A 22,818-nucleotide genomic window follows, 5' to 3' on the forward strand; every position below is an offset into this window, starting at 1 on the left:
GACACCCGGTAGCCCCCTAATCTGCTCTGGACGAGGCGGAACGCGTCCGCCGGATAGCGCTACGGTGACGACGCACATTGTGCACGCCTACCCTGCTCATCGCCGGTGAGGGTCGTTTCGTGACCTTGTCCGGGGAGGCTGTGGATCGAGGAGGGGGCGAAATGGCGGCACGCTGGCCTGCCGTGGCCGCGGTCGCCGGGGGTACCGCGCTCATCGGGCTGCACGGGTGGTCGTACGGGAACTGGATCAACGACGACGCGGCGATCACGTTCGCGTACGCGCGTGACCTGGTCGACGGCGCGGGGCCGGTGCTCCAGCCCGGCGCGGAGCCGGTCGAGGGGTTTTCCAACCCGGCCTGGCTCGTCCTGTTGATGCTGGGCAAGGTGTTGCGCCTGTTCGACACGGGCGCGATCTTCGGGGTGCCCGACTACGTGCTGTTCCCGAAGGCGCTCGGATTGGCGTGTTGCGCGGGCGTGCTCGCGGCGTGCCACTTCGCGGTGAAACGCGTCACGCGATGGGCGTGGCTGGTGACGTTGTTCGCCGGCGGGTTGCTGGCCGCGATCCCGTCGTTCGTGATCTGGTCGCTGTCCGGGCTGGAGAACCCGCTGTACGCGCTGGCGGTGGCGTGGCTCGCGGCGCTGCTGTTCCGGGCGGTGGCGGAGGGGCGGGTGCCCGAGGTGCGGATCGGGTTGTGCGCCGGGCTGCTGGCCGTGCTGGCGGCGCTGACCAGGCCGGACGGCGCGATCTTCGTGGTGGTGTACCCGGTGGTGGCGCTGGTCTTCGCGCGGCGGCTGGTGCCGGTTCTCATCTCGGTGCTGGCGTTCGCCGTCCCGTACGGCGGCTACTTGCTGTGGCGGCACGCGGAGTTCGGGCGGTGGGTGCCGAACACGGCGGTGGCGAAGAACCAGCAGCCGCCGTCGTGGTCGGACGCCGGGCGTGTGGTGGAGCCGGTGGAGTACCTCGGCTGGCCCGTGGTGCTGGCCGGGCTGGCGACCGTGGCGCTGGCGTTTTGGCTGGTCCCGGCGCTGCGGCGGCCGCTGGTGGCGTGGCTGGTGCCGCTGGTGCTGGCGCTGGCCGCGTACTGCGTGCTCAACCCGGAGCCGGGCGGCGAGTTCCGGTTCGCGACTCCCTTGTGGACGATGGCGGCGCCGGTCGCGGCGCTGTCGGCGGTCGAGGTGATGCGGGCGCTGTCGGTGCGGTGGCGGGCGGTGCTGGCGGTCGTGCTGGTGGCGGCGGCGGTGCCGAGCGCGCCCGCGCTGGCCGATTCGGGTCGCGGGTTCGCGAACGGGCCGGTGGTGCCGCTGTGCCAGATCGCGGAGCGGTACGGGCGGCTGTTCAACGGGTACGCGGACACGATCGGCCTGCGGGCGGGGTCGGTGCTGCTGCCGGACATCGGCGGGACCGCGCTGACCAGCCGGTTGCGGGTGGTGGATTCGGTCGGGCTGGCCGACGCGCGCATCGCCGACCTGGTGTCGACGGGCGATTTCGCGGGGCTGCGGGATCACCTGTTCGACGAGGTCAAGCCGACGTTCATCCACACGCACGTGCCGTGGAGCGACGTGACGGGGCTGACGTCGGACGCGCGCCTGGCCGTCGACTACGCGGCGGTGGTGCTGGACCGGACGGGCAAGAACGGCGACTGGGTGCGGCTGGACGCCCTCGACGGGGACGACCTGGTGAACCTGCGCGCGTACGCGCGGGTGACCGTGCCGCGGGTGGAGACCGAGCGCGCGGCGGCGGTGACCGGCCGCTGCGGTGACGTGCTGCGGCCGGGCCAGGTGCCCTAGTTCGGCGGGAGGGCCGTGGCCAGGGAGGTCTTGGTCTGGGCGAGGCGTTCGGCCAGGGCGGCCGGGTCGCCGTCGAGGCCCTGGGAGACCCAGATCGCGACGGCGTAGCTGCCCGAGGTGTACCACGTGCCGCTCATCTGCCCGGCCGAGTTGCTGCCGGTGACGGCCTTGGCGTCGGTCGAGCCGGAGGGGACGGTCTGCAGGCCGGCGCTGAGGGAGTGCTCGTAGAGGCCGCGGGTGATGGTGGCGGCTGCGGCGGGCGAGCCGGCGGGGACGACCAGGACGAGGTAGCCCTGCGGGCCCTGGGCGGAGCCGCGGAAGATGACCTGGCCGGCGCCGTTGTCCTTGAAGAGCTGGCCTTCCTCGCGGGAGTACAGCTTGAGGTCGATGCCCTGGTCGACGGTCAGGGTGCCGTTGTTGGAGCTCGGGGTGCCCGGCAGGGTCGGCAACCGAGCCTCGACGGCCTCCGGTGAGCTGGCGGCGGAGGTGGTCGGCCCGGCGGTCGTGGCGGTGGTGTTCTGGTCGCGCAGGAACCACACGCCGGCCGCGACCATGGCGATGACCACGACGACGCCGAGGGTGATGAACAGCCAGGTCGGCTTGCGCTTGGGAGGCGCCTGGAGCCGCGGCGCCGGGTCGAAGGGCATGGGCTGCTGGCGGGGCGCGTGCAGCGGAGGCGGCGGAGCCATGCTGGGCAGGGCCCGCGCGGGCGGCGGCACGGGGTTCGTGATGACGGTGGGCGCGTCCTCGATGGAGGGGAAGCGCATGGAGTCGGTGGCCCGCTCGTCGGCCGGGCTGGGGGCGCTGGTGGGCTTGTCGGTGGCGAGCAGCTGAGCCGAGATGCTCTGGGTGGGCCCCTCTTCGGTGGCAAGAGCACCAAGCTGCGGCTGCTGACCCGGCTCCTCACCCGGCTGCGACTGACCTGGCTGCGGCTGCTGGCCCTGCTGCGACTGACCGGGCTGCGGCTGCTGCCGCTGCTCCGGCTGGCCCGGCTGTGGCTGCTGGCCCTGGACCGCACCCGGCTGCTGCACCTGGCCAGCCGGTACCTGGCCCAGCCCGGCATCAGCCGGACTCTGCCCAGCCTGCGGCTGGCCACCCTGGGCCGGACCGGGTGGAACCTGGCCATGCCCGGTGTCAGCGGGGCTGTGTCCACCCTGCGGCTGCCCGTTCTGCGGCTGCCCGTCCACGCCTACGGGCGGCGTGGCCTGCCCCGGCTGACCCTGCGGCGGGTGCCCCTGCCCCCAGTGCGGCGGCACCACACCGTGCGGATCCTGCGGCGGCCACGGAGCCTGCCCCGGCTGCGGCGCGAACCCCGGAGCGGCCGGATTCGCACTCTGCCACTGGGGCGCCCCATCAACCCGCCCCCGCGGCGAGGCCACCGACGCCGGAGCCACGTTCCCGGACGCGGCGGCGAGCAGCTCGTCCCGCATCTTGCGATGCTGGTGCTGGGTGATGGTCCCGTTGGCGAGCTCAGCGTCCAAACGGCGCAGCTCATCCTGCCAACTCATCCCGGGGCTCCTCGGTCAACTTGCGCGCGGTGGACGTCACCGAGAAGATAGCGCGATCAAGCCCCCGGCGGTGGCGGATGTGTCCGATCCGCCCGCCTAGCCCTTCGGCAGCAGAGGCTCAACCCTCTCGGCGAGCGTTCTGGCATTCGGACAGGCCTGAGCGTTCTCGCTGTATCGGACCATCGTCACCACCACCAGGGCGCGTGCATGTTCTCCGACCTCGATCGCCACTGCGCATGCGCTCGCCGACACATCCGCCTGCATAGCGTTGCGACCGTTGACCGAGATGTTCACCACGCCAGTGTTCGTGGTGGCGAATTCACCCAGTCCTTGCACTGAATCCAGCGCCAAGGCGTAGGACGCAAAGTCGGGCTTGAGGGCGACGCACTGATTGCGTGGACTCTTGTTTTCTCCCTGGTTGAATCCCTGTCCGGCGTTGAGGTCGTCCAAGATCCGGCAAGCGTTCATTCCGGCGAAGACATCGGAGTTGGCTGAGGAGCTTGGGGCCGGCGCTGGTGATGGTGTCCCGGCAACGGTGCTCGTGCACGCCGTCACGGACAAAGCCAGGCAGGCAGCGCTCACGAGAGCCTGGCCGAGACGATTGTGGATGCTCACCGGGGTTCCTGATCCTTGAACGCGCTGATAGCTCTGGTCGCGGCTTCCTCCGACGCATCGTACTGACTGATCGCCACATCGATGGCTCGTCGCAGTGTTTCCAGCAGTTCTTGAGCCGCCTCGAACACCCTGACCAAAGATCGGTCGTCCGAGTACATTGCAGTGAGGAAATGATCAGCGGCCTGTCTGGCGTACTCGTCGTTGCCGAATTTCGGCGCCTGCTTGAGCAGGTATATCCGTGGTGTCACATCACCGAGCCGACTTTGCATGTTGGCGACTGCCCGCCGCAGGTGGGAGCCGGTTTCCTCGTCCACGGCCCACCGGCCGGCCTCTGCATCCGCCAGCATGCGCTTCGCGTCGGTGTTCATCTGGTTCAGCTTGTCTTCGCCGCCGAAGACACCTGCTATCCGAGCGGCGACCGTCCGGCTGTCGTTCGCGCCGTCAGTCATGCAGTCCCTCCCCTCGCTCGAGCAGCACGATATCGGTCGGTGTCACGGGCTGTCACCGGTTCGGTGCGACGAGCGGCTACGCCGCCTCCTCCAGGTATGCCGCCGCCTGCAGGGTGAACAGTGCCGCGTAGTCCCCGCCCTGTGACATCAGCTCCTCGTGCGTTCCTTCCTCCGCCAGGCGGCCCCGGTCGAGCAGCACGATCTTCTCCGCCTGCCGCACCGTCGAGAAGCGGTGCGAGATGTACAGCGTCGTCCGGCCTTCGGACAGTGCTCGTAGCCTCGTGAACAGGTCGTGCTCCGCCGCGGCGTCCAGCGCGGACGTCGGCTCGTCCAGGATCAGCAGCGGCGCGTCCCGCATGAAGGCCCGCGCCAGCGCGATCTTCTGCCACTCGCCGCCGGACAACGAAACCCCCTGGTCGAACCACCGGCCCAGCGGGCTGTCGAAACCCCTCGGCAGCCGGGAAATCCGCCCGGCGACCCCCGCGCGCTCCGCCGCCTCCTCGATCCGCGGCCGGTCGGCCAAGCCGCTCAGCTGCCCCAGCCCGATGTTCTCCGCCGCCGTCCCCTGGTACGTCACGTAGTCCTGGAACACCGCCGAGATCCGCGCCCGCAACTCGTCCGGGTCGAACTCCCGCAGGTCCACCCCGTCCAGCAGGATCCGGCCCTCCGTCGGGTCGTAGAGCCGGCACAGCAGCTTGATCAACGTCGACTTCCCGGCCCCGTTCCGCCCCACCACGGCCACCGTCTCACCCGGCCGGATCTCGAACGACACCCCGTCCAGCGCCTTCTCCGCCGCCCCCGGGTAGCTGAACGACACGTTCTCGAACGACACGTGCCCCCGCACCGGCTCCGGCACCGGCCGCGCTGCGGCCGGCGCCGTGATCCGCGGCGCGGTCCCCAGGAACTGGTACAGCGTGTCCAGGTACAGGTTGTTCTCGTACATCCCGGAGAACCCGCTGAACAACCCCTGCACCGACGTCTGCACCGCCGCCGCGGCCGCCGTGTACAGCGCCAGGTCCCCGATCGACAACCGCCCGGCCACCGCCTCCAGCGCGATGTACAACGCGATCCCCGAACCAGCCAAAGTGGACAGGAGACTCCACGCCGTGCCGACCAGGTTCCGCCGCGTGGTCAGCCGCCGCTCGCGCGCGTAGTAGTTCTGCCCCAGCCGCCGGAACCGGTCCACCAGGTACGGCCCGAGCCCGAACAGCTTGGTCTCCTTGGCGTAGGTGTCGGTCGTGACCAGCGAGTTCAGGTAGTCCATCCGCCGCCGGATCGGGGACATCCACAGCGCCAGCATGAACGCCCGCGACCCGTACTTCGACTGCGAGATGAACGCCGGCACCGGCGCGGCCAGCGCGACGACCGCCAGCAGCGGGCTCACCGACACCAGCAGCACCACCATGCTCGCGAACGTGATCGACGTCCGCACCAGCCCCAGCGCCGAGGTCAGCATCGCCACCGGACGCTGCGGTGCCTCCTGCGACGCCTGCCGCAGCTGGTCGTAGGACTCCGAGTCCTCGAAGAACTGCAGGTCCAGCTTGCTCGCGTGGTCCATCACGCGGTGCCGGATGCTCAGTGTCATCCGCTCCTGCAGCAGCTGCTGCGCCGCGTTCGTCAGCGCGGTGCTGATCGCCGTCGCGGTGAACACACCGAACTCCAGCACCGCCAGCTCGACGATCCGGGTCGTCGAGCCGTGGCCCTGCACCGCCGCCACCACCGCGTCCAGCAGCAGCTTCGCCACGTACGCGGTGGCCGTCGGCAGCACCCCGCTGACCAGTGTGGACAGTCCGATCAGGATGGTGATCACCGGGCTGGCCTGCCAGGCCAGCCGGACCACCCGCGGCAGCCCGCGCACGGTGCCGCTCGCCGACTGCCGCAGCCGCGCCAGCCGGGACCGCAGGTCCGTCGGCTCGTCCCGCACCGGGTCCGGGATGTCGACCGGCCCGGTCAGGCCGCTCTCCGCGACCGTGCTGCTGGCCCGCCGCATCTGCCGCCGCAGGCCGATCGACGGCCCGCCCCCGTGCATCACGCGCTCACCGCCCCGTGCAGGAACACGTCGATCAGCTCCGCCGTGGTCAGCACGGCCTGTTGCTCGTCGCGGCGGCGCGAGAACAGCAGCGACAGGAAGACCGCCGCCAGCTTCTCAGCGGGCAGGCGCAACCGGTCCTCGGGCGTGAACAGTTCCGCGACGGCCTCGCGCATCGCGGTGAAGGACTCCATTCGCGAGCCCTTCCGGTGCCCACCGCGCTTGAGGTGGCCGGAGGAGTGCAACGCCGACATCAGCGCGCCCATCCGTTCCAGGTGGGCCGACAGCGCCTCGGCGGCTTCGGTGAGCCGGTCCGGCAGCGGCTGGTCGAGCGGGATCTCGGCGATCGCCTGGAGCACGCCGTCCGGGTTGAGCGCCTCGGCGACACACGCGTCGATCAGCTCGTCCTTGTCGGTGAAGGCGCGGAAGATCGTGCCCTCCCCGATCCCGGCGGCCCGCGCGATCTGCGCGGTCGTCACGGCGGCGCCGTGTTCGACGACCAGCGGCAGCACGGCCCGCACGATCATGCGGCGACGGTCTTCCGCGCTCATGCCGGGCGCGCGGCGTCTGGGAGCTTCGGTCATGACGACCAGTGTGCGGAGTGAGCGCTCACTCCGTCAAGCGGTCAAAGAGCGGGGCCGCGCCCGAACGACGCGGCCCCGACCCTCAGTACGTGATCGCCATGGCCGGATCGGCCAGCAGCGCGCCGACGTCGGCCAGGAACTTCGAGCCCTGCTGCCCGTCGACCAGCCGGTGGTCGAAGCTCAGCGCCAGCTGCAGCACCTTCCGCACCGCGAGCTGCCCGTCCACCACCCACGGCGCGTCCTTGATCGCGCCGAAGGCCAGGATCGCGGCCTCGCCCGGGTTGATGATCGGCGTGCCGGTGTCGACGCCGAACACGCCGACGTTGGTGATCGTGATCGTGCCGTTCACCATGTCCGCGGGCGGGGTCTTGCCCTCGCGCGCGGTCGTGGTCAGCTCGTCCAGCGCCCGCGCCAGCTCCGGCAGCGACATCGCGTCCGCGTCCCGGATCTTCGGCACCACGAGCCCGCGGGGCGTCGCCGCGGCGATGCCCAGGTGCACGTAGTCCTTGTAGACGATCTCGCCGGCCGCCTCGTCCCACGACGCGTTCACGTCCGGCGTCCGCTTCGCCGCCATGCACACGGCCTTGGCCGCGAAGGCCAGCGGCGTGAGCTTCACCCCGGCGAAGTCCGGGTGCTTCTTCAGCCGCTCACGCAGCTCCATCATCGGCGTCACGTCGATCGTCAGGAACTCCGTGACGTGCGGCGCGGTGAAGGCGCTCTCGACCATCGCCGCCGCGGTCGCCTTGCGGACGCCCCGGATCGGCACCCGCCGCTCGCGCTCACCGGCCGTTGGCGCGGGAGCGGCCGGGCGCGCCGCCCGCTCGACGTCCTCACGCGTGATGATCCCGCCCTCGGCGGACCCGGCGATCGTCGACAAGTCGACACCGAGGTCCTTGGCGAGCTTGCGCACCGGCGGCTTCGCCAGCGGCACGTACCCGCCGCGAGCCGCCGTGGGCGCGGCCGGAGCCGGAGCAGAAGCCGGTTGAGCCGTAGCCGAACGAGCCGGAACCGGAGCGGCGGCCTTGCGCGGCCGTCGCCGGGCCTCGGTCGTCTTCGAGCCGTAGCCGACCAGCGGCTTCATCTCCTCCTCCGCCGGAGCGGCCGGAGCGGGCGCGGACGACCCGTTCACCGCCTGCGCCGGAGCCGCCGACGACCCACCGGGATCCACGTCCACGGTCAGCAGCGGCGCCCCGACCTCGACGGTGTCCCCGGCCTCGGCCAGCACCTCGGTGACCACACCGGCCCACGGAATCGGCAGCTCGACGGCGGCCTTCGCGGTCTCCACCTCGACGACGATCTGGTTGACCTGGACCTCGTCACCCGGCTGGACGCGCCAGTTCAGGATCTCGGCTTCGGTCAGGCCTTCGGCGGTGTCGGCGAGCAGGAACTGCTTGTACTCGGGCACCCCGCCTCACCAGCCCATCGCGCGGTCGACGGTGTGCAGCACGCGGTCCAGGTCCGGCAGGAAGTGCTCCTCCAGCTTGGACGGCGGGTACGGCGTGTCGAACCCGGTGGCCCGCAGCACCGGCGCTTCCAGCGAGTAGAAGCACTCCTGCTGCACGCGCGCGGCGATCTCCGAGGTGATCGACGACTCCGAGGACGCCTCGGTGACCGCGACCAGCCGTCCGGTGCGGCGCACCGACTCGAACACCGGCGCGAGGTCGAGCGGCGAGATCGTGCGCAGGTCGATGACCTCCAGCGACCGCCCTTCCTCGGCCGCCGCGGCAGCGGCGTCCAGGCACACCTTGACCGACGGCCCGTAGGCGACCAGCGTGCAGTCGGTGCCCTCGCGCACGACCCGCGAGGCGAACAGCGGCCCGCCCGGCGTCGTCGTGTCCACTTCGGACTTCAGCTGCCCGTTGTGGTAGAGCCGCTTCGGCTCGAAGAACAGCACCGGGTCGTCGCACGCGATGGCCTGCTGGATCATCCAGTACGCGTCGGTCGGGTTGGAGCACGACACGACCTTCAGCCCGGGGATGTGCGCGAACAGCGACTCCGGCGACTCCGAGTGGTGCTCAACGGCACCGATCCCGCCGCCGAAGGGCACGCGCACGACCACCGGCACCTTGATCTTGCCCTGGGTCCGGTAGTGCAGCTTGGCCAGCTGCGAGGAGATCTGGTCGAACCCGGGGAAGATGAACCCCTCGAACTGGATCTCGCACACCGGCCGGAACCCGCGCACGGCCAGGCCGACCGCGGTGCCGATGATGCCGGACTCGGCCAGCGGCGTGTCCAGCACGCGCTGCTCGCCGAAGTCCTTCTGCAGCCCGTCGGTGATGCGGAAGACGCCGCCGAGCTTGCCGACGTCCTCACCGAGGATGATGACCTTGTCGTCGGCCTCCATCGCGGCACGCAGGCCCAGGTTGAGGGCCTTGCCGATGGTCAGCTTCTGCACGGCGGGCACCGCACCGTCCACAGGGGACTTGACGGGGGCGGCCATCAGCGCTCACCCGCTTCCACGAAACCGGCCAGGTAGGACAGGTACTCGTCGCGCTGGGCGTCGAGCACCGGCGACGGTTCGGCGTAGACGTTCGCGAACACGCGTTCCGGCGGCGGTTCCGGCATGTTGAAGCAGAACTCGCGCAGGTCCGCGGCGAAGGCGTCGGCCTCGGACTGGATCTGGTCGAACCACTCCTGGTCGGCGTACCCGTTGCGCGCCAGGTGCACCCGCACGCGCTCGATCGGGTCCTTGTGCTTCCACACCTCCAGCTCCTCGGAGAGCCGGTAGCGGGTCGGGTCGTCGGTGGTGGTGTGCGCGTCCATCCGGTAGGTGAACGCCTCGATCAGCACCGGGCCGTTGCCGTGGCGGCACTCCTCGAGCGCCCAGCGGGTCACCGCGAGGCAGGCCAGCACGTCGTTGCCGTCGACGCGGATGCCGGGGAAGCCGTAGCCGCGGGCGCGCTGGTACAGCGGGAGCCGGGACTGGCGCTCGGTCGGCTCGGAGATCGCCCACTGGTTGTTCTGGCAGAAGAACACCAGCGGCGCGTCGTACACCGCGGCCCACACGAAGCCCTCGTGCACGTCGCCCTGCGAGGTGGCGCCGTCGCCGAAGTAGACGATGGTCGCTTCGCCGTCGTCGTCACCGACCTTGCCCTCGAACTTCTGGCCCATCGCGTAGCCGGCGGCGTTGAGGACCTGGTTGCCGATCACGATGGTGTACGGGTGGAAGCCGTGGGCCTGGAAGTCCCAGCCGCCGTGGTCGGTGCACCGGAAGATGCCCAGCAGTTCCTTGAAGTCGACACCGCGGGTGTAGGCCACGCCGTGTTCCCGGTAGCTCGGGAAGGCCATGTCCTGCGGCTTGAGCGCGCGGCCGGAGCCGACCTGCGCGGCCTCCTGGCCCAGCAGCGGGACCCAGATGCCGAGCTGGCCCTGGCGCTGCATGGCGTTGGCTTCCCGGTCGGCCCGGCGGACCAGCACCATGTCGCGGTAGAGCCCGCGCAGCGCTTCCGGGTCGACGTCGGAGATGTAGCGGTCGAACTGCGGCGAAGCGATTCGCTCGCCTTCGGGGGTGAGCAGCTGAGTCACCTCAGCGCCACCCGCGTCCGTGTTTCGCAAACCCGCGATCACCTGCTCCCGCGATGGTTGGGCGGCCTGTGCGGCCGGTCCTTCGCCGGGCTCCGGGTGCGTCCACTGTTCGGGGGACGGCATGCGCGTTCTCCTCGGTGTCCTGCCACGAGGCCGCTTGTGGCGGCCGCTGATGGCTGGCCGCCGGCCACCGACGATTCGGGTCCGAAGCGCGGCAGCCGTCGGCCGTGACGGCTTACGGGGAACATCCTGACACGAACCGGCCCCGGGAGTGCAGGCCTGCGCCTGATTTGTTGCTGGGAAAGCGGGCTCTGAGCTGGGGAAACGCTCGGAAGCCCGAAGGACGGCCCACCGACAGTCTGCCGTGCGGCCGCGCGCTCACCTGCTCGGAAGTGACAGACGGGCCACCTCCGTCGCGCGGAACGCTCCGGAGGTGACCCGCGTAGGCCGATCCAGTGACCTGCGTCACGCCACCCGGTTACAGGTTGGCCTTCGTGAACTGGTACTGCTGTGCCGCCTGTGAACTGAAGTTGTACTTGAGGGTGGCCAGCCCGAACGGCTTCGCCGGGTCGACCTTGAACAGCGTGCTCGACCGCGGCGGGTTGCGGGTGTCGGCCGGGCCGTACTCGTAGTCGCCGGCGAGCCCGTCGAACGACACCGTGCCCAGCTCGCTGGACGCCTTCAGGATGCCGTCGCGGGACAGGTCGCCCAGCTCGACGGCCTTCTCCAGCACCGCCGTCATCGCGCGGGCCTGGTTGTAGCCGAACGCGAAGTAGTAGTCCGGCTCCTGCTGCGGCGCGAACTGGTTCTTCCGGTTGACCATCTCGGTCATGCCCGGCACGGAGTTGTCGCCCCACTCGGTGCCCTCGGCGACGATCGTGACGTACTGCTGCAGGTACGGCGCGATCGCGGACTTGGCGAACGCCGAGGTGTAACTCGGCGACTGCCCGTACCACCTGGGCGCGAACCGGGCCTGCGCCGCGGTGCCCCAGATCTTGGCCGCGTCCGTCGGGGTCGCGGTCAGGAACACCATCTGGCAGCCGGCTCCGGCGAGCGCGCCGATCTGCCCGGCGTAGTTCTCCGTGCCCGCCTTGAAGCGCTGCGTGTTCGCCACGGTGAAGCCGTAGTGCTTCGCGGCGAAGTCGATGCCGGCCTGGCCCGCCTCGCCGTAGACGTCGTCCTGGACCATCGTGCAGATCCGCGAGTCCTTGGTGCCGCCACCCTCGGTGAGGTAGTGGTCCATCGCGTTGATCGACTGCACCTGGTACGGGCCGCCGACCGGCAGCAGGTTCTCCTCACGCACCCACAGCGCGTCCAGCGACGCGGGCGCGGCGAGCATCTTGTCCGCGCGCAGCTGCGGCAGCACGGCCAGCGTCGACGGCGTGCCCAGCAGCTGGGTGAACGCGACGACGTCGCCCTTGACCTTGTTGTACTGCTGCACCGCGACTTCCGGCCGGTACTGGGTGTCCTCCTGGACCAGCTCGACCTTGTACTTGCCGGCGATGCCGCCGCGGGCGTTGAGCGCGTCGAACCAGACCTTGTTGCCCGAGGTCAGCGGCTGTCCGATGACCGCGACGGGCCCGGACAGCGGGGACAGCACGCCGAGCTTGATCGTGGTGCCGTCGAACCCGGTGGTGGCACCCGGGTTGCCGGCCTGCCCGCCACCACCGCCTTCGTCGTCGCCCGCGCCACCGCACGCGGCGAGCACGAGTGTCGCCGCGGCCAGCACCGCCGCGATCCGCGTTCTCTTCATGGACGCCTCCTCGACTGGGTTCTGTTTGATAAGCGGCGGAGCCGCTTGTTGTGGGCCGTGCGCTTGCACCGCCGCGGGTTCTGAGGTGGTTCCTGGCGAGGACAGCGCCGACGTGGTGACCTGGCGGTCATGAGGAGGCGATCCCACAGCCGGGGGCCGCCTCAGGTTCCGCCACCCGCACCGCCACGCAAGTCACTTCGACAACCTCCCTAGTAGGAAAACGGCCAGGCCTTGAAATAGGTCTTGATCCGCAGCCAGATGCCCGCGAGCCCGCGTGGTTCGAGCACCAGGAACAGCACGATCAGCAACCCGAAGATGGCCTGGTTGAGGGCGAACACACTGATGAACCCGGAATCGCCCACGCTCGTCTGGACGCCGGGGATGACGTCGCTGTAGCGGTCGATCAGCGCGGGCAGCGCGCCGACGAACAGCGCCCCGAGCACCGATCCGAAGACCGTGCCCAGGCCACCGACGATGATCACCGCGATGTACTGGATGGACAGCAGCAGGTTCCACTCGTCCGGGCTGACGAACTGCTGGTAGGACCCGAACAACGCGCCGGCCACCGACGCGATCGCGCTGGAGATCATGAACGCGCCGATCTTGTACCGGCCCGCCCGCACGCCGATCACCTCGGCGGCCTGGTCGCGGTCGCGCACCGCCTGCAGCGCGCGGCCGGGACGGGTGCGAACCAGGTTCTTCACCAGCAGCGCGACCAGCCCGACCAGCGCCCAGACCAGCCAGAACCAGCCCTGGTTGCGCGAGTAGCTCTCGCCGAAGATCGACAGGTCGGAGAAGTTCACCGGCCCGATCGCGGCGTCGGCGGTGACCGAGGTGCCGGAGTTGCCGCCGGTGAAATCGTCGAGGTTGCGCCACAGGTGCTCGCCGACGAACACCAGCCCGAGCGTGACGATCGCCAGGTAGTGCCCGCGCAGCCGCAGCGTGAACGGCCCGATCAGCCCGCCCAGCAGGGCCCCGATCCCAGCGGCCGCGAGCAGCCACAACGGGAACGGCAGGCCGAAGTCGCCGCCCACCTTGGCCGTCACGTAGGCGCCCGCGCCGATGAAGAACGCGTGCCCCAGCGAGATCTGGCCGCAGTAGCCGGTGAGCAGGTTCAGGCCGATCGCGCCGACCGCGGTGATGCCGGCGTAGATGAGGATGGACAGCCAGAAGTCGTCCTGCACCACCGTGGGCAGCACCAGGAAGGCCGCGATCATCAGCGCCAGCCCGAACTTCGACATCGGCGAGCCGAACAGGCGCAGGTCCTGGGCGTAGTCGCGGACGAGGTTGCGGTGCGGTTTGGGCATCAGATCCTCCGGACGTCCTTGGTTCCCAGCAGGCCGTACGGCCGGATCAGCAGGATCACGATCATCAGCAGGTAGGGCACGATGATCGACACGTTGTCGCCGGCCCAGGAGAACAACTGGTCCTGGTAGCCGCGGGTGAGCGCCTCGGCCAGCCCGATGACGATGCCGCCGAGCACCGCGCCGGCGGGCGAGTCGAGTCCGCCGAGGATCATCGCCGGGAACGCCGCGAGCGCGATGAACCCGATCGACGGGGACAGCCCGCCCGGCCCGGCCGCCATGGTGATGCCGGCGAGCGCGGCCAGCGCCGAGGCGATGGCCCAGGACACCGCGTACACCCGGCGGGCGCTGATCCCCTGCGCCAGCGCCGCTTCCGGGTCGAACGCGGTGGCCCGCATCGCCAGGCCGAGCGAGGTGAAGCGGAAGAACAGGAAGAACCCGACGACCACCGCCGCGGTCAGCCCGATCGTCCACAGGTCCCGCACGCCGAAGACGATCCCGCCGGCTTCGAGGGTTTGGATGTTCCACGGGTTTTCGACCTGGAGGTTGTCGAAGCCCCAGATCGCGGTGATCAGCGGTTCGAGCACGAACAGCAGGCCGATGGTGATCATGATGACCGCGAACGGCGGCTGCCCCACCATGCGCCGCAGCACGATCCGCGAGAACCCGGCGCCGACCAGCGCGGCCGAGGCGCACGCCAGCAGGATCGCCGCGCCGAACGCGATCGCGAGGTTGTTGGCGAAGGTGAAGCCGAGGTAGGCGCCGAGCGCGAGCAGCCCGCCCTGCGCGAAGTTGATGACGCCGGTCGACTTGTAGATGACCACGAAGCCGAGCGCGACCAGGGCGTAGGTGGATCCGAGTGCGAGCCCGGCGAAGCAGTTCTGCAGGAATGTCGTCACCGGTACATCGCCTCGATCTCCTCGGCGAAGCGCTGCTCGATCGCGCGCCGCTTGACCTTCTGGGTGGCGGTCAGCTCACCGTCGGTGTGGTCGAGTTCCTTGCCGATCAACGCGAATCGCTTGATCTGCTCGACCTGCGAGAACTCCCGGTTGGTCTCGTCGACCACCTGCTGGATCAGCGCCCGCACCTCGGGTTTGGCCGACAGGTCCGCGTACGTGGTGTACGCGAGGTTGCGCCGGGTCGCCCAGTTGCCGACCGTCTCGGCCTCGACGCCGATCAACGCGGTCAGGTACTTGCGACGGTCGCCGATCACGATCGCCTCGCGCACGAACGGCGAGACCTTGAGCCGGTTCTCGATCTCCGACGGTGAGATGTTCTTGCCGCCCGCGGTGATGATGATGTCCTTCTTGCGGTCGGTGATCCGCAGGAAGCCGTCGTCGTCGATCTCGCCGACGTCGCCGGTGTGCAGCCAGCCGTCCGCGTCGACCGCCGCCGCGGTGGCCTCCGGATTGCGGTAATAGCCCTGGAAGACCCCGGCCGAGCGGGTGAGGATCTCGCCGTCCTCGGCGATCCGCACCTCCACGCCGTCCAGCGGTTTGCCGACCGCGCCGAGCCGCACGTCCCTTTCCGGCGTCAGCGTCGCGAGCGCGGTGTTCTCGGTCTGCCCGTAGCCCTCGCGCACCGGAACCCCGATCGCCCACAGGTATTCCAGCACTTGCGGCGCGATCGGCGCGGCGCCGGACAGCGCGGTGTGGACCCGGACCAGGCCTAGTTTCTCCCGCAGGGCGCGGAAAACGAGGATCTCGCCCAGCCACACGCGGATCCGGTCGGCCGCGGACAGCCGCCCGGCCATCCGGCGCGGCGCGATGCGGCGGCCCTGCTTCAGCCAGAACCGGTAGAGGCCGCGCTTGAGGCGCGAGGCGTCGGCCATCCGGATCTCGGTGCCGGCCAGCATCTTCTCCCACACGCGCGGCACGCCGAGGAACACGGTCGGCTGCACGTCGCGCAGGTCGTTGAGGAACGACGGCCCGCCCTCGCCGAAGTTGACCACCGACCCGGCCCACACCGAGTCGATCACCGAGGTCAGCCGTTCCGCGATGTGGCACAGCGGGAGGTAGGACAGCACCTCGTCGTCCGGGCCGCCGCCGAGCGCGGAGAGGAACGTGCGCCCGGCCGCGACCAGGTTGGCGTGCGAGATCATCGCGCCCTTGGGCGGTCCGGTGGTGCCCGAGGTGTAGACGAGGATCGCGGTCGCCGCCGGATCGAGCCGGGCCACCGCGTCCGCGTAGTCCCGGAGAGCGTTGTCCCGCGGGCGTTCCAGCTGCTCGAACGTCATCAGGTCGGGCAGCGCCTCGACCCGCACGCCCCGCGGGTCCATCACGACCAGGTGCCTCAGCTCGGGCAGCCTGCCGCGCACCGCCAGCGCCTTGTCCAGCTGCTCCTCGTCCTCGGCGATCAGCACCTTCGCGCCGGAGTGCGACAGCAGGTACTCGACCTCGGCCTCCGGCGAGGTCGGGTAGACGCCCATGCTGATCGCGCCGATGCCCTGCACGGCCAGGTCGGCGACGACCCACTCCGGCCGGTTCTCGGCGTGGATGGCGACCCGGTCGCCCGGTTCGACGCCCAGCTCCCGCAGGCCGGCAGCCACGTTGGCGACGCGCTCGGCATATTCGGCCCAGGTCCACTCGCGCCAGCGGCCCCGGTGCTTCTCCCGCATCGCGGTCTTGTCGCCCAGCGTGCGGGCGTGTTCCAGCAGCCGCGCGGGCAGGGTCCGCACGTCCGGGGGAGCGGTCAGTGTCGTGCTCATCGCGCACCGCCCAGGTAGGCCTCGATGACGGCGGGGTGGTTCTGGATCTCCGACGGTTTGCCGGTGGCGATCGCGACGCCGAAGTCCAGCGCGAGCACCCGGTCGGCGAGGTCCATGACCAGGCGCATGTCGTGCTCGACGAGGATCATCGCCAGGCCCAGCTCGCGGCGGACCTCGACCAGGTAGCGCGCGGTGTCCTCGGTCTCCTCCAGGTTCATGCCGGCGACCGGCTCGTCGAGCAGCAGCAGCGACGGCTCCATCGCCAGCGCCCGGCCCAGTTCGGCGCGTTTCGCCACGCCGTAGGGGAGCAGCCCGGCCGGCATCCGGCGGTACGGCTCGAGTTCGAGCAGCTCCACGATCTCCTCGACGGCCGCGCGGTGCCGGACCTCCTCGCGCTTGGCCCGGCCCCACCAGAGCATCCCGGTGCCGAAGCCGGTGCGCATGAGGTGGTGGCGGCCGAGCATCAGGTTCTCGATGAGCGTGAGGTGCTCGAACAGGCCGAGGTTCTGGAAGGTGCGGGCCACGCCCATCGCGGCGATCGCGGCGGGGTGGCGGCCCACCAGCTTCTCGCCGTCGAGCGTGATCGAGCCCTCCTGCGGGCGGTAGACCCCGTTGAGGCAGTTGAAGATCGACGTCTTGCCGGCGCCGTTCGGGCCGATCACGGCGAACAACTCGTCGCGGCCGACCTCGAAGCTGACGCCGTCCAGCGCCGTGACCCCGCCGAACCGCAGCGTCAGGTCGCGGACCTCGAGGATCGGGCGATCGGTATCGGCTTCGTCCTCCCGGGCGGGTGCGGGGTCGCTGGTGGTCACGCGCTCCATCGCTTCTTCCTCCGGTAGCTCTTGACTTCGGCGAAGCTGCGCCGCTCCTCGTGCTGGGCGGCGCCGAGGTAGAACTCGCGGATGTCCTCGTCGGCGAGGAGGTCGGCGGCGGGGCCGTCCTTCACGACCTTCCCGGTCTCCATCACGTAGCCGAACCCGGCGATCGACAGCGCCATCACGGCGTTCTGCTCGACCAGCAGGACGCTGGTGCCCTGGCCGTTGATCTCGACGATGATGTCCCGCACCTGCTCGACCAGCTTGGGCGCGAGACCGAGCGACGGCTCATCGAGCAGCAGGAGCTTCGGCGAGGCCATCAACGCGCGGCCGATCGCGAGCATCTGCTGCTCGCCGCCGGAGAGGTAACCGGCGATCGAGCGGCGGCGGTCGGCGAGCACGGGGAACAGGTCCATCACCCGGGCGTAGGACTCGCGGACCTCGGTGCGGGAGCGGCGGGTGTAGGCGCCGGTGCGCAGGTTCTCGTCGACGGTGATCTCGGCGAAGATCCGCCTGCCCTCCATCACCTGCGCGATGCCCTTGCGCACCACGTCGGCCGGGTCGGCGCCGGTGATGTCCTCGTCGCGGAAGCGGACCGTGCCCTTGGTGATCTTGCCGCGGTGCGGCACGAGCAGGCCGGTGATCGCCCGCAGCAGGGTCGTCTTGCCCGCGCCGTTCGCGCCCAGCAACGTGACGATCGCGCCGTCGGGGACCTCCAGGCTGAGCCCCCGCAGGACGAGCACCACGTCGTCGTACACCACTTCGAGGTTGTTCACCGACAACACGGGTGGTGACAAGGCGTGCCCTCCGTTCCTCGTCGAACCGGGCAAAACGTACGCAATGTGGGTGATTGAGATCACATTGAATACGGAAGGTGGCTGGCGGTCACCAGTGGCGGCCAATGCGGAGCCGAACTGTGACCTGAAGGCGGCTGGCAGAATGGCCCGGGTGGAGCAAACGACCGTGCGTGAAACCGTCCGGCGCCTCTGGTCCGACGAGGTGCTGCCGAGCCTGAGCGGCCTGGTGGAGATCCCCGCCCTGTCGCAGGCGTTCGACCCCGACTGGGCCGCCAACGGGCACCTCGCCGCCGCGGTGCGGCACGTGCAGAACTGGATCACCGGGCGCGGGCTGCCCGGCGCGACGATCGACGTGGTGCAGGTGGACGGCCGCAGCCCGGTGCTGCTGGTCGACGTCCCGGCGACGCCCGGCGCGGAGGACCGCGGCACGGTTCTGCTCTACGGCCACCTCGACAAGCAGCCACCGGTCGGCGGCTGGGCCGGGGGGCTGGGCCCGTGGACTCCGGTGGTGCGCGACGGCAGGCTGTACGGCCGCGGCTCGGCGGACGACGGGTACGCCGGCTACGCGGCGACGGCCGCGCTGGAGGCCGTACACGCGGCCGGCGGCGCGCACGCGCGTTCGGTGATCCTGCTGGAGACCGGCGAGGAGTCGGGCAGCCCCGACCTGCCGGTGTACCTGGAGCACCTGTCGGAGCGGCTGGGGCGCGTGACGTTCGTGGTGTGCCTGGACTCCGGCGGCAACGACTACGAGCGGCTGTGGCTGACCACGAGCCTGCGCGGGCTGGCGCAGGTGCACGTGACGGTGCGGGTGCTGGAGGCGGCGGCGCACTCCGGGCTGGCGAGCGGGGTGGTGCCCAGCTCGTTCCGGGTGCTGCGGCAGCTGCTGGACCGCATCGAGGACTCGGCGACGGGCGAGATCAAGCTGGCCGAGCTGAACGTGGCGATTCCGGAGAACCGCCGCGCGGAGGCGGCCGAGACGGTCGGCGTGGCGCCGGGCGCGATCAGCGGTTCGTTCCCGCTGCTGCCCGGGATGCGCCCGGTGTCCGACGACGAGCTGGAGCTGCTGCTGAACCAGTCGTGGCGGCCCACGCTGTCGGTGATCGGCGCCGCGGGCCTGCCCGAACCGGCGAACGCGGGCAACGTCCTGCGCGACCACACGACGCTGGCGCTGAGCTTCCGCCTCCCGCCGACGGCCGATTCCGCGGCGGCGCTGAACGCGATCGAGAAGGCGCTGACCACGGACGTGCCCTACGGCGCGGTGGTGGAGCTGTCCGGAGTGGAGGCCGCGGACGGCTGGAACGCGCCGGACGCGTCGCCGTGGCTCGCTTCCGCTCTGGAGCAGGTGAGCGACGAGGTCTTCGGCGCCCCGTGGCGCAGCGTCGGGCTCGGCGGGTCGATCCCGTTCATGGGCCTGCTGGGCGAGAAGTACCCGGAGGCGCAGTTCCTGGTCACCGGAGCGCTGGGCCCCGACTCGAACGCCCACGTCCCGAACGAGTGGCTGCACCTGGCCCAGGCGCAGCGGCTCACGGAGGCGGTGGCGCACATGCTGGACGCCCACGCCCGCGGCTGACCACGACCACCAGCCACACCAGCCCGCCGAGGAACACCGTGACCCCGGCGCCGATCACCAGCAGCGACGCCCGCTGGTCCGGCGCCGGGAGCCGCCCACCCGACAGCCCCGCGTCGACGAAGGCGCTGGTGGGCACGAGGGTCTCCCCGTTGACGGCCACCACCCTGGCCCGGACGTCGGACACCGGGATCGCGCCGCCGTTCGGTCCGGAGAGGTGCATGCGCGAGTCGGCGGAGTTGTTCCGCCAGTCCCCGAGGACGAACACGCTGCCGGCCGGCACCTGCGCGATGAAGCTGTGGGTGGGTCCGTCGCGCAGCCCGGCCACCGTCGTGACCGTCATCGCGGCCGCGATCGGCCTGTGCCGGTGCTCCGCTACCGCAACACCGCCCGCTGCTGTTCGTGAAGCGGGTCGTCGGCCTCGGCGGGACACCGTGGCCCGGTCGGCTCCTGGTGAACGGGGTGCCCGTCGAGGAGGAAGCGCAAGCCACCATCGGTTCTTCCCCACCCGCACGTCGATCAGGCCACGCAGGGTCACCCGTGTGTTACCAATTGGTTACCGGGTAGACCCGAAATGCGGCCGTAACCACTCGATGCTGTGCGTGACGAGCTCCAAGTGGCAGGATGCGTGCACTCGATAAGTATGACCTACTAGGAGTAAACCGTGTCGCGTCGATCGTTACGCAATGCGCTTGTTCTGTCGGCCACGCTCGCCATCGCGGCGACCGCCACGGCCTGCGCGCAGGAGGTCAACACCGGCGGCGACACCCAGGCCGGCGGGGAGATCAGCCTCAAGGAGACCGGCTTCCTGACCACCTGCACGCACCTGCCCTACGCCCCGTTCCAGTTCACCGAGGGTGACAAGACCGTCGGGTTCGACGTCGACCTCGTGAATCTGGTCGCGGAGAACCTCGGCGTGCAGCAGAAGATCTTCGACACCCCGTTCGAGGGCATCGAGTCGGGCGAGTCGCTCAACACCGGCCAGTGTGACGTGGCCGCCGCCGCGATGACGATCACCCCGGAGCGGCAGGCCGTGATGGACTTCTCGGTCGGCTACTTCGACGCCAACCAGGCGCTGCTGGTCAAGAAGGGCTCCGGCATCGACAGCCTGGAGAAGCTGCGCGGCAAGAAGCTCGGCGTCCAGCTGGGCACCACCGGTGAGGACTACGCCGAGGCGAACAAGGCCCAGTACGGCTACGAGATCGTCCAGTTCGAGGACCTCGCCCTGGAGCAGACCGCCGTCAAGACCGGCCAGATCGACGCGGGCATCAACGACAACTCGGTGCACTACGAGTTCCTCAAGACCAACCCGGACGTCGAGGTGACCGCCGAGTTCAAGACCGGCGACCAGTACGGCGTCGCGGTGCGCAAGGGCAACGGCGCGCTGCTGGCGAAGGTCAACGAGGTCATCACCGCCGCCAAGGCGGACGGTCGCTACGACGCCATCTACCAGAAGTGGTTCAACAGGCTGCCGGAAAGCAAGTAACCGGACGCCACTTCTGCGAGGAGTTCCACCGTGGCGATGTCTCGCCGTAAACGCGCCCAGCTCTTCCGGGGCGCGCAGTACGCGCTGCTGGTGATCGTCATCCTCATCGCGGCCTTCGTGGCCGACTGGGGCGAGATCCAGCGCGCGTTCTTCAACGTCGACGCGGCCCGCGCGCAGTTCCCCGGCGTCATCACGACGGCGCTGGTCAACACCATCGTCTACACGGCGCTGGGGTTCGCGTTCGGGCTGGCCGTCGGTCTCGTGCTGGCGCTGATGAAGCTGTCGTCGGTCGGGCCGTACCGCTGGATCGCGACCGTCTACATCGAGTTCTTCCGCGGTGTGCCGGCGCTGCTGGTGTTCATCACGCTCGGCTTCGGCGCACCGCTCGCGTTCGGGCTGAAGTTCGACATCTACTCCACCGTCATGCTGTCGCTGGGCCTGGTCGGCTCCGCCTACATCGCGGAGACGATCCGGGCGGGCATCCAGGCGGTGCCCGCCGGTCAGCGGGAGGCGGCGCGGTCGCTGGGCATGTCCCAGGCGCGGGCGATGATCTCGATCGTCATCCCGCAGGCGTTCCGCATCATCCTGCCGCCGCTGACCAACGAGCTGATCCTGCTCACCAAGGACTCGTCGCTGATCTACTTGCTGGGCCTGGCCCGCGACGAGTACGAGCTGACGAAGTTCGGCCGCGAGGGCCTGAACGCGACCGGGTCGCTGACGCCGATCCTGCTCGCCGGGCTGTGCTACCTGATCATCACGATCCCGCTGGGCTACCTGTCCCGGTACCTGGAGCGGCGCACCGGGCGCAAGAGCGAACGCGGACTGGAGGTCGAGGCGTGACCGGCGACGTGATCGTCCAGGTGAGCGGGCTGCACAAGGCGTTCGGCAGGCTGTCGGTGCTCAAGGGCATCGACCTGGAGGTGCGGCGCGGGCAGGTCGTCTGCATCATCGGGCCGTCCGGGTCGGGCAAGTCGACGCTGCTGCGCTGCGTGAACCTGCTGGAGGAGCCCAACGAGGGCACGGTCGTGGTGAACGGGTTCGAGATCACCGACCCGGACATCGACATCGACCGCGCGCGGCGGGGCATCGGCATGGTGTTCCAGTCGTTCAACCTGTTCAGCCACCTGCCGGTGCTGGACAACCTGACCATCGCGCAGCGCAAGGTCCTCAAGCGGGACAAGGCCGAGGCCGAGAAGATCGCGCTGGAGAACCTGCGCAAGGTCGGGCTGACCGGCAAGGAGCGCTCGCTGCCCGCGCAGCTGTCCGGTGGCCAGCAGCAGCGCGTGGCGATCGCGCGGGCGCTGTCGATGGACCCGGACGTGATGCTGTTCGACGAGCCCACGTCCGCCCTGGACCCGGAACTGGTCGGCGACGTGCTCGCCGTGATGCGCCAGCTGGCCCGCGACGGCATGACGATGCTCGTGGTCACCCACGAGATGCAGTTCGCGCGCGAGGTGGCGGACACGGTGCTGTTCATGGACGGCGGCGTGGTCGTCGAGCAGGGCCCACCGGCCCAGGTGATCGGCGACCCGCAGCACGAGCGGACGCAGACGTTCCTGTCGCGCGTGCTGAACCCCACCCACATCGACGAGTAGTAGCGCGGGACCCCCCTCGTCCGCGACGATCGCCCAAGCCAGCGGCGATCGTCGCGGGAGGAGGCACGGATGCTCGCCCTTCCTGCCGGTCGTTTCCGCGCCAGGCCCCGCCGCACCGCCTTGGCAGACCCTGAGCCGCCCGGATCGAGCGGGCAAGCGGGCCCAGCGGCGACCGCGGTCGGCGCCGGAGTTGCCGCTGCGTCCATCCAGGTGGCGATAGGCTTCTAGCGCACCGGCCCGGGAACCCGCGGCGTCGCCTGTTCGTCGGAGCTCTGTGGGCAGGCGGGTGAAGGAGGG

General features: G+C 70.3%; 20 protein-coding genes. 5 read left to right on the plus strand and 15 right to left on the minus strand.

Features of this window, described 5'->3' with window-relative positions; genetic code table 11:
- Positions 1 to 161: 161 nt before the first annotated feature.
- On the plus strand, positions 162 to 1,787 hold the full coding sequence (locus tag D0D15_RS01070; RefSeq protein WP_115944162.1) for a hypothetical protein: 1,626 nt from the start codon (positions 162 to 164) through the stop codon (positions 1,785 to 1,787).
- On the opposite strand, the gene D0D15_RS01075 is transcribed toward D0D15_RS01070, so the two are convergent.
- From D0D15_RS01075 to D0D15_RS01145, 14 genes are all read right to left on the minus strand, one after another.
- Positions 1,784 to 2,818, minus strand: a complete 1,035-nt coding sequence (locus D0D15_RS01075) for a hypothetical protein (protein ID WP_143266135.1) — start codon at positions 2,816 to 2,818, stop codon at positions 1,784 to 1,786. The two genes, D0D15_RS01070 and D0D15_RS01075, sit on opposite strands and share 4 nt — an antisense overlap.
- Positions 2,819 to 3,391: 573 nt before the next feature.
- Positions 3,392 to 3,910, minus strand: a complete 519-nt coding sequence (locus D0D15_RS01085; protein ID WP_094003456.1) for a DUF3558 domain-containing protein — start codon at positions 3,908 to 3,910, stop codon at positions 3,392 to 3,394.
- The gene (locus tag D0D15_RS01090) at positions 3,907 to 4,359 is read right to left on the minus strand and encodes a Dyp-type peroxidase (protein ID WP_094003457.1); all 453 of its coding nucleotides are present in this window, start codon (positions 4,357 to 4,359) and stop codon (positions 3,907 to 3,909) included. The genes D0D15_RS01085 and D0D15_RS01090 overlap by 4 nt, the downstream gene beginning before the upstream one ends.
- Positions 4,360 to 4,435: 76 nt before the next feature.
- Positions 4,436 to 6,388 carry an ABC transporter ATP-binding protein gene (locus D0D15_RS01095; protein WP_094003562.1) on the minus strand — a complete coding sequence of 651 codons (1,953 nt, stop codon included), beginning with the start codon at positions 6,386 to 6,388 and terminating at the stop codon, positions 4,436 to 4,438.
- Complete coding sequence (locus D0D15_RS01100; RefSeq protein ID WP_094003458.1) at positions 6,388 to 6,939, minus strand: TetR/AcrR family transcriptional regulator; 552 nt, start codon at positions 6,937 to 6,939, stop codon at positions 6,388 to 6,390. The genes D0D15_RS01095 and D0D15_RS01100 overlap by 1 nt, the downstream gene beginning before the upstream one ends.
- 115 nt (positions 6,940 to 7,054) lie before the next feature.
- The gene (locus D0D15_RS01105) at positions 7,055 to 8,377 is read right to left on the minus strand and encodes a dihydrolipoamide acetyltransferase family protein (protein ID WP_094003459.1); all 1,323 of its coding nucleotides are present in this window, start codon (positions 8,375 to 8,377) and stop codon (positions 7,055 to 7,057) included.
- A gap of 6 nt (positions 8,378 to 8,383) precedes the next feature.
- Entirely contained in the window at positions 8,384 to 9,412 is a 1,029-nt protein-coding gene (locus D0D15_RS01110) for an alpha-ketoacid dehydrogenase subunit beta (protein WP_094003460.1), read from the minus strand.
- Positions 9,412 to 10,620 carry a pyruvate dehydrogenase (acetyl-transferring) E1 component subunit alpha gene (gene pdhA, locus D0D15_RS01115; protein ID WP_094003461.1) on the minus strand — a complete coding sequence of 403 codons (1,209 nt, stop codon included), beginning with the start codon at positions 10,618 to 10,620 and terminating at the stop codon, positions 9,412 to 9,414. The genes D0D15_RS01110 and pdhA overlap by 1 nt, the downstream gene beginning before the upstream one ends.
- A 355-nt stretch (positions 10,621 to 10,975) precedes the next feature.
- Positions 10,976 to 12,250: an ABC transporter substrate-binding protein gene (locus D0D15_RS01120; RefSeq protein WP_094003462.1), complete on the minus strand. Its 1,275-nt coding sequence runs from the start codon at positions 12,248 to 12,250 to the stop codon at positions 10,976 to 10,978.
- 209 nt (positions 12,251 to 12,459) lie between these two features.
- A complete protein-coding gene (locus tag D0D15_RS01125) occupies positions 12,460 to 13,557 on the minus strand; it encodes a branched-chain amino acid ABC transporter permease (protein WP_094003463.1) in 1,098 nt (365 codons plus the stop codon).
- Positions 13,557 to 14,453: a branched-chain amino acid ABC transporter permease gene (locus D0D15_RS01130; RefSeq protein ID WP_115944164.1), complete on the minus strand. Its 897-nt coding sequence runs from the start codon at positions 14,451 to 14,453 to the stop codon at positions 13,557 to 13,559. The genes D0D15_RS01125 and D0D15_RS01130 overlap by 1 nt, the downstream gene beginning before the upstream one ends.
- Positions 14,450 to 16,261 (minus strand): AMP-dependent synthetase/ligase, encoded by a 1,812-nt coding sequence (locus D0D15_RS01135; RefSeq protein ID WP_094003465.1) that lies wholly within the window; start codon positions 16,259 to 16,261, stop codon positions 14,450 to 14,452. Before D0D15_RS01135 ends, D0D15_RS01130 begins: the two co-directional genes overlap by 4 nt.
- Entirely contained in the window at positions 16,258 to 17,082 is an 825-nt protein-coding gene (locus D0D15_RS01140; protein ID WP_094003466.1) for an ABC transporter ATP-binding protein, read from the minus strand. The genes D0D15_RS01135 and D0D15_RS01140 overlap by 4 nt, the downstream gene beginning before the upstream one ends.
- The gene (locus D0D15_RS01145; protein ID WP_094003467.1) at positions 17,070 to 17,861 is read right to left on the minus strand and encodes an ABC transporter ATP-binding protein; all 792 of its coding nucleotides are present in this window, start codon (positions 17,859 to 17,861) and stop codon (positions 17,070 to 17,072) included. The genes D0D15_RS01140 and D0D15_RS01145 overlap by 13 nt, the downstream gene beginning before the upstream one ends.
- Positions 17,862 to 18,015: 154 nt before the next feature.
- Between D0D15_RS01145 and D0D15_RS01150 the strand changes: the two genes are divergently transcribed.
- Complete coding sequence (locus D0D15_RS01150) at positions 18,016 to 19,443, plus strand: M20/M25/M40 family metallo-hydrolase (RefSeq protein WP_115944165.1); 1,428 nt, start codon at positions 18,016 to 18,018, stop codon at positions 19,441 to 19,443.
- Here the strand turns inward: D0D15_RS01150 and D0D15_RS01155 are convergent.
- Positions 19,397 to 19,783, minus strand: a complete 387-nt coding sequence (locus D0D15_RS01155) for a S26 family signal peptidase (protein WP_094003469.1) — start codon at positions 19,781 to 19,783, stop codon at positions 19,397 to 19,399. The genes D0D15_RS01150 and D0D15_RS01155 overlap by 47 nt on opposite strands.
- 321 nt (positions 19,784 to 20,104) lie before the next feature.
- Between D0D15_RS01155 and D0D15_RS01160 the strand changes: the two genes are divergently transcribed.
- The 3 genes from D0D15_RS01160 to D0D15_RS01170 are packed head-to-tail and all read left to right on the plus strand — an operon-like array spanning position 20,105 to position 22,521.
- Positions 20,105 to 20,926 (plus strand): basic amino acid ABC transporter substrate-binding protein, encoded by an 822-nt coding sequence (locus D0D15_RS01160; protein ID WP_094003470.1) that lies wholly within the window; start codon positions 20,105 to 20,107, stop codon positions 20,924 to 20,926.
- A 30-nt stretch (positions 20,927 to 20,956) separates the two neighbouring features.
- Positions 20,957 to 21,766, plus strand: coding sequence for an amino acid ABC transporter permease (locus D0D15_RS01165; protein WP_094003471.1), 810 nt, complete (start codon positions 20,957 to 20,959; stop codon positions 21,764 to 21,766).
- Positions 21,763 to 22,521 carry an amino acid ABC transporter ATP-binding protein gene (locus D0D15_RS01170; RefSeq protein WP_094003472.1) on the plus strand — a complete coding sequence of 253 codons (759 nt, stop codon included), beginning with the start codon at positions 21,763 to 21,765 and terminating at the stop codon, positions 22,519 to 22,521. Before D0D15_RS01165 ends, D0D15_RS01170 begins: the two co-directional genes overlap by 4 nt.
- Positions 22,522 to 22,818: the final 297 nt, after the last annotated feature.

The sequence above is a fragment of the Amycolatopsis thermalba genome, from assembly GCF_003385215.1.
Lineage (GTDB): Bacteria > Actinomycetota > Actinomycetes > Mycobacteriales > Pseudonocardiaceae > Amycolatopsis_E > Amycolatopsis_E thermalba.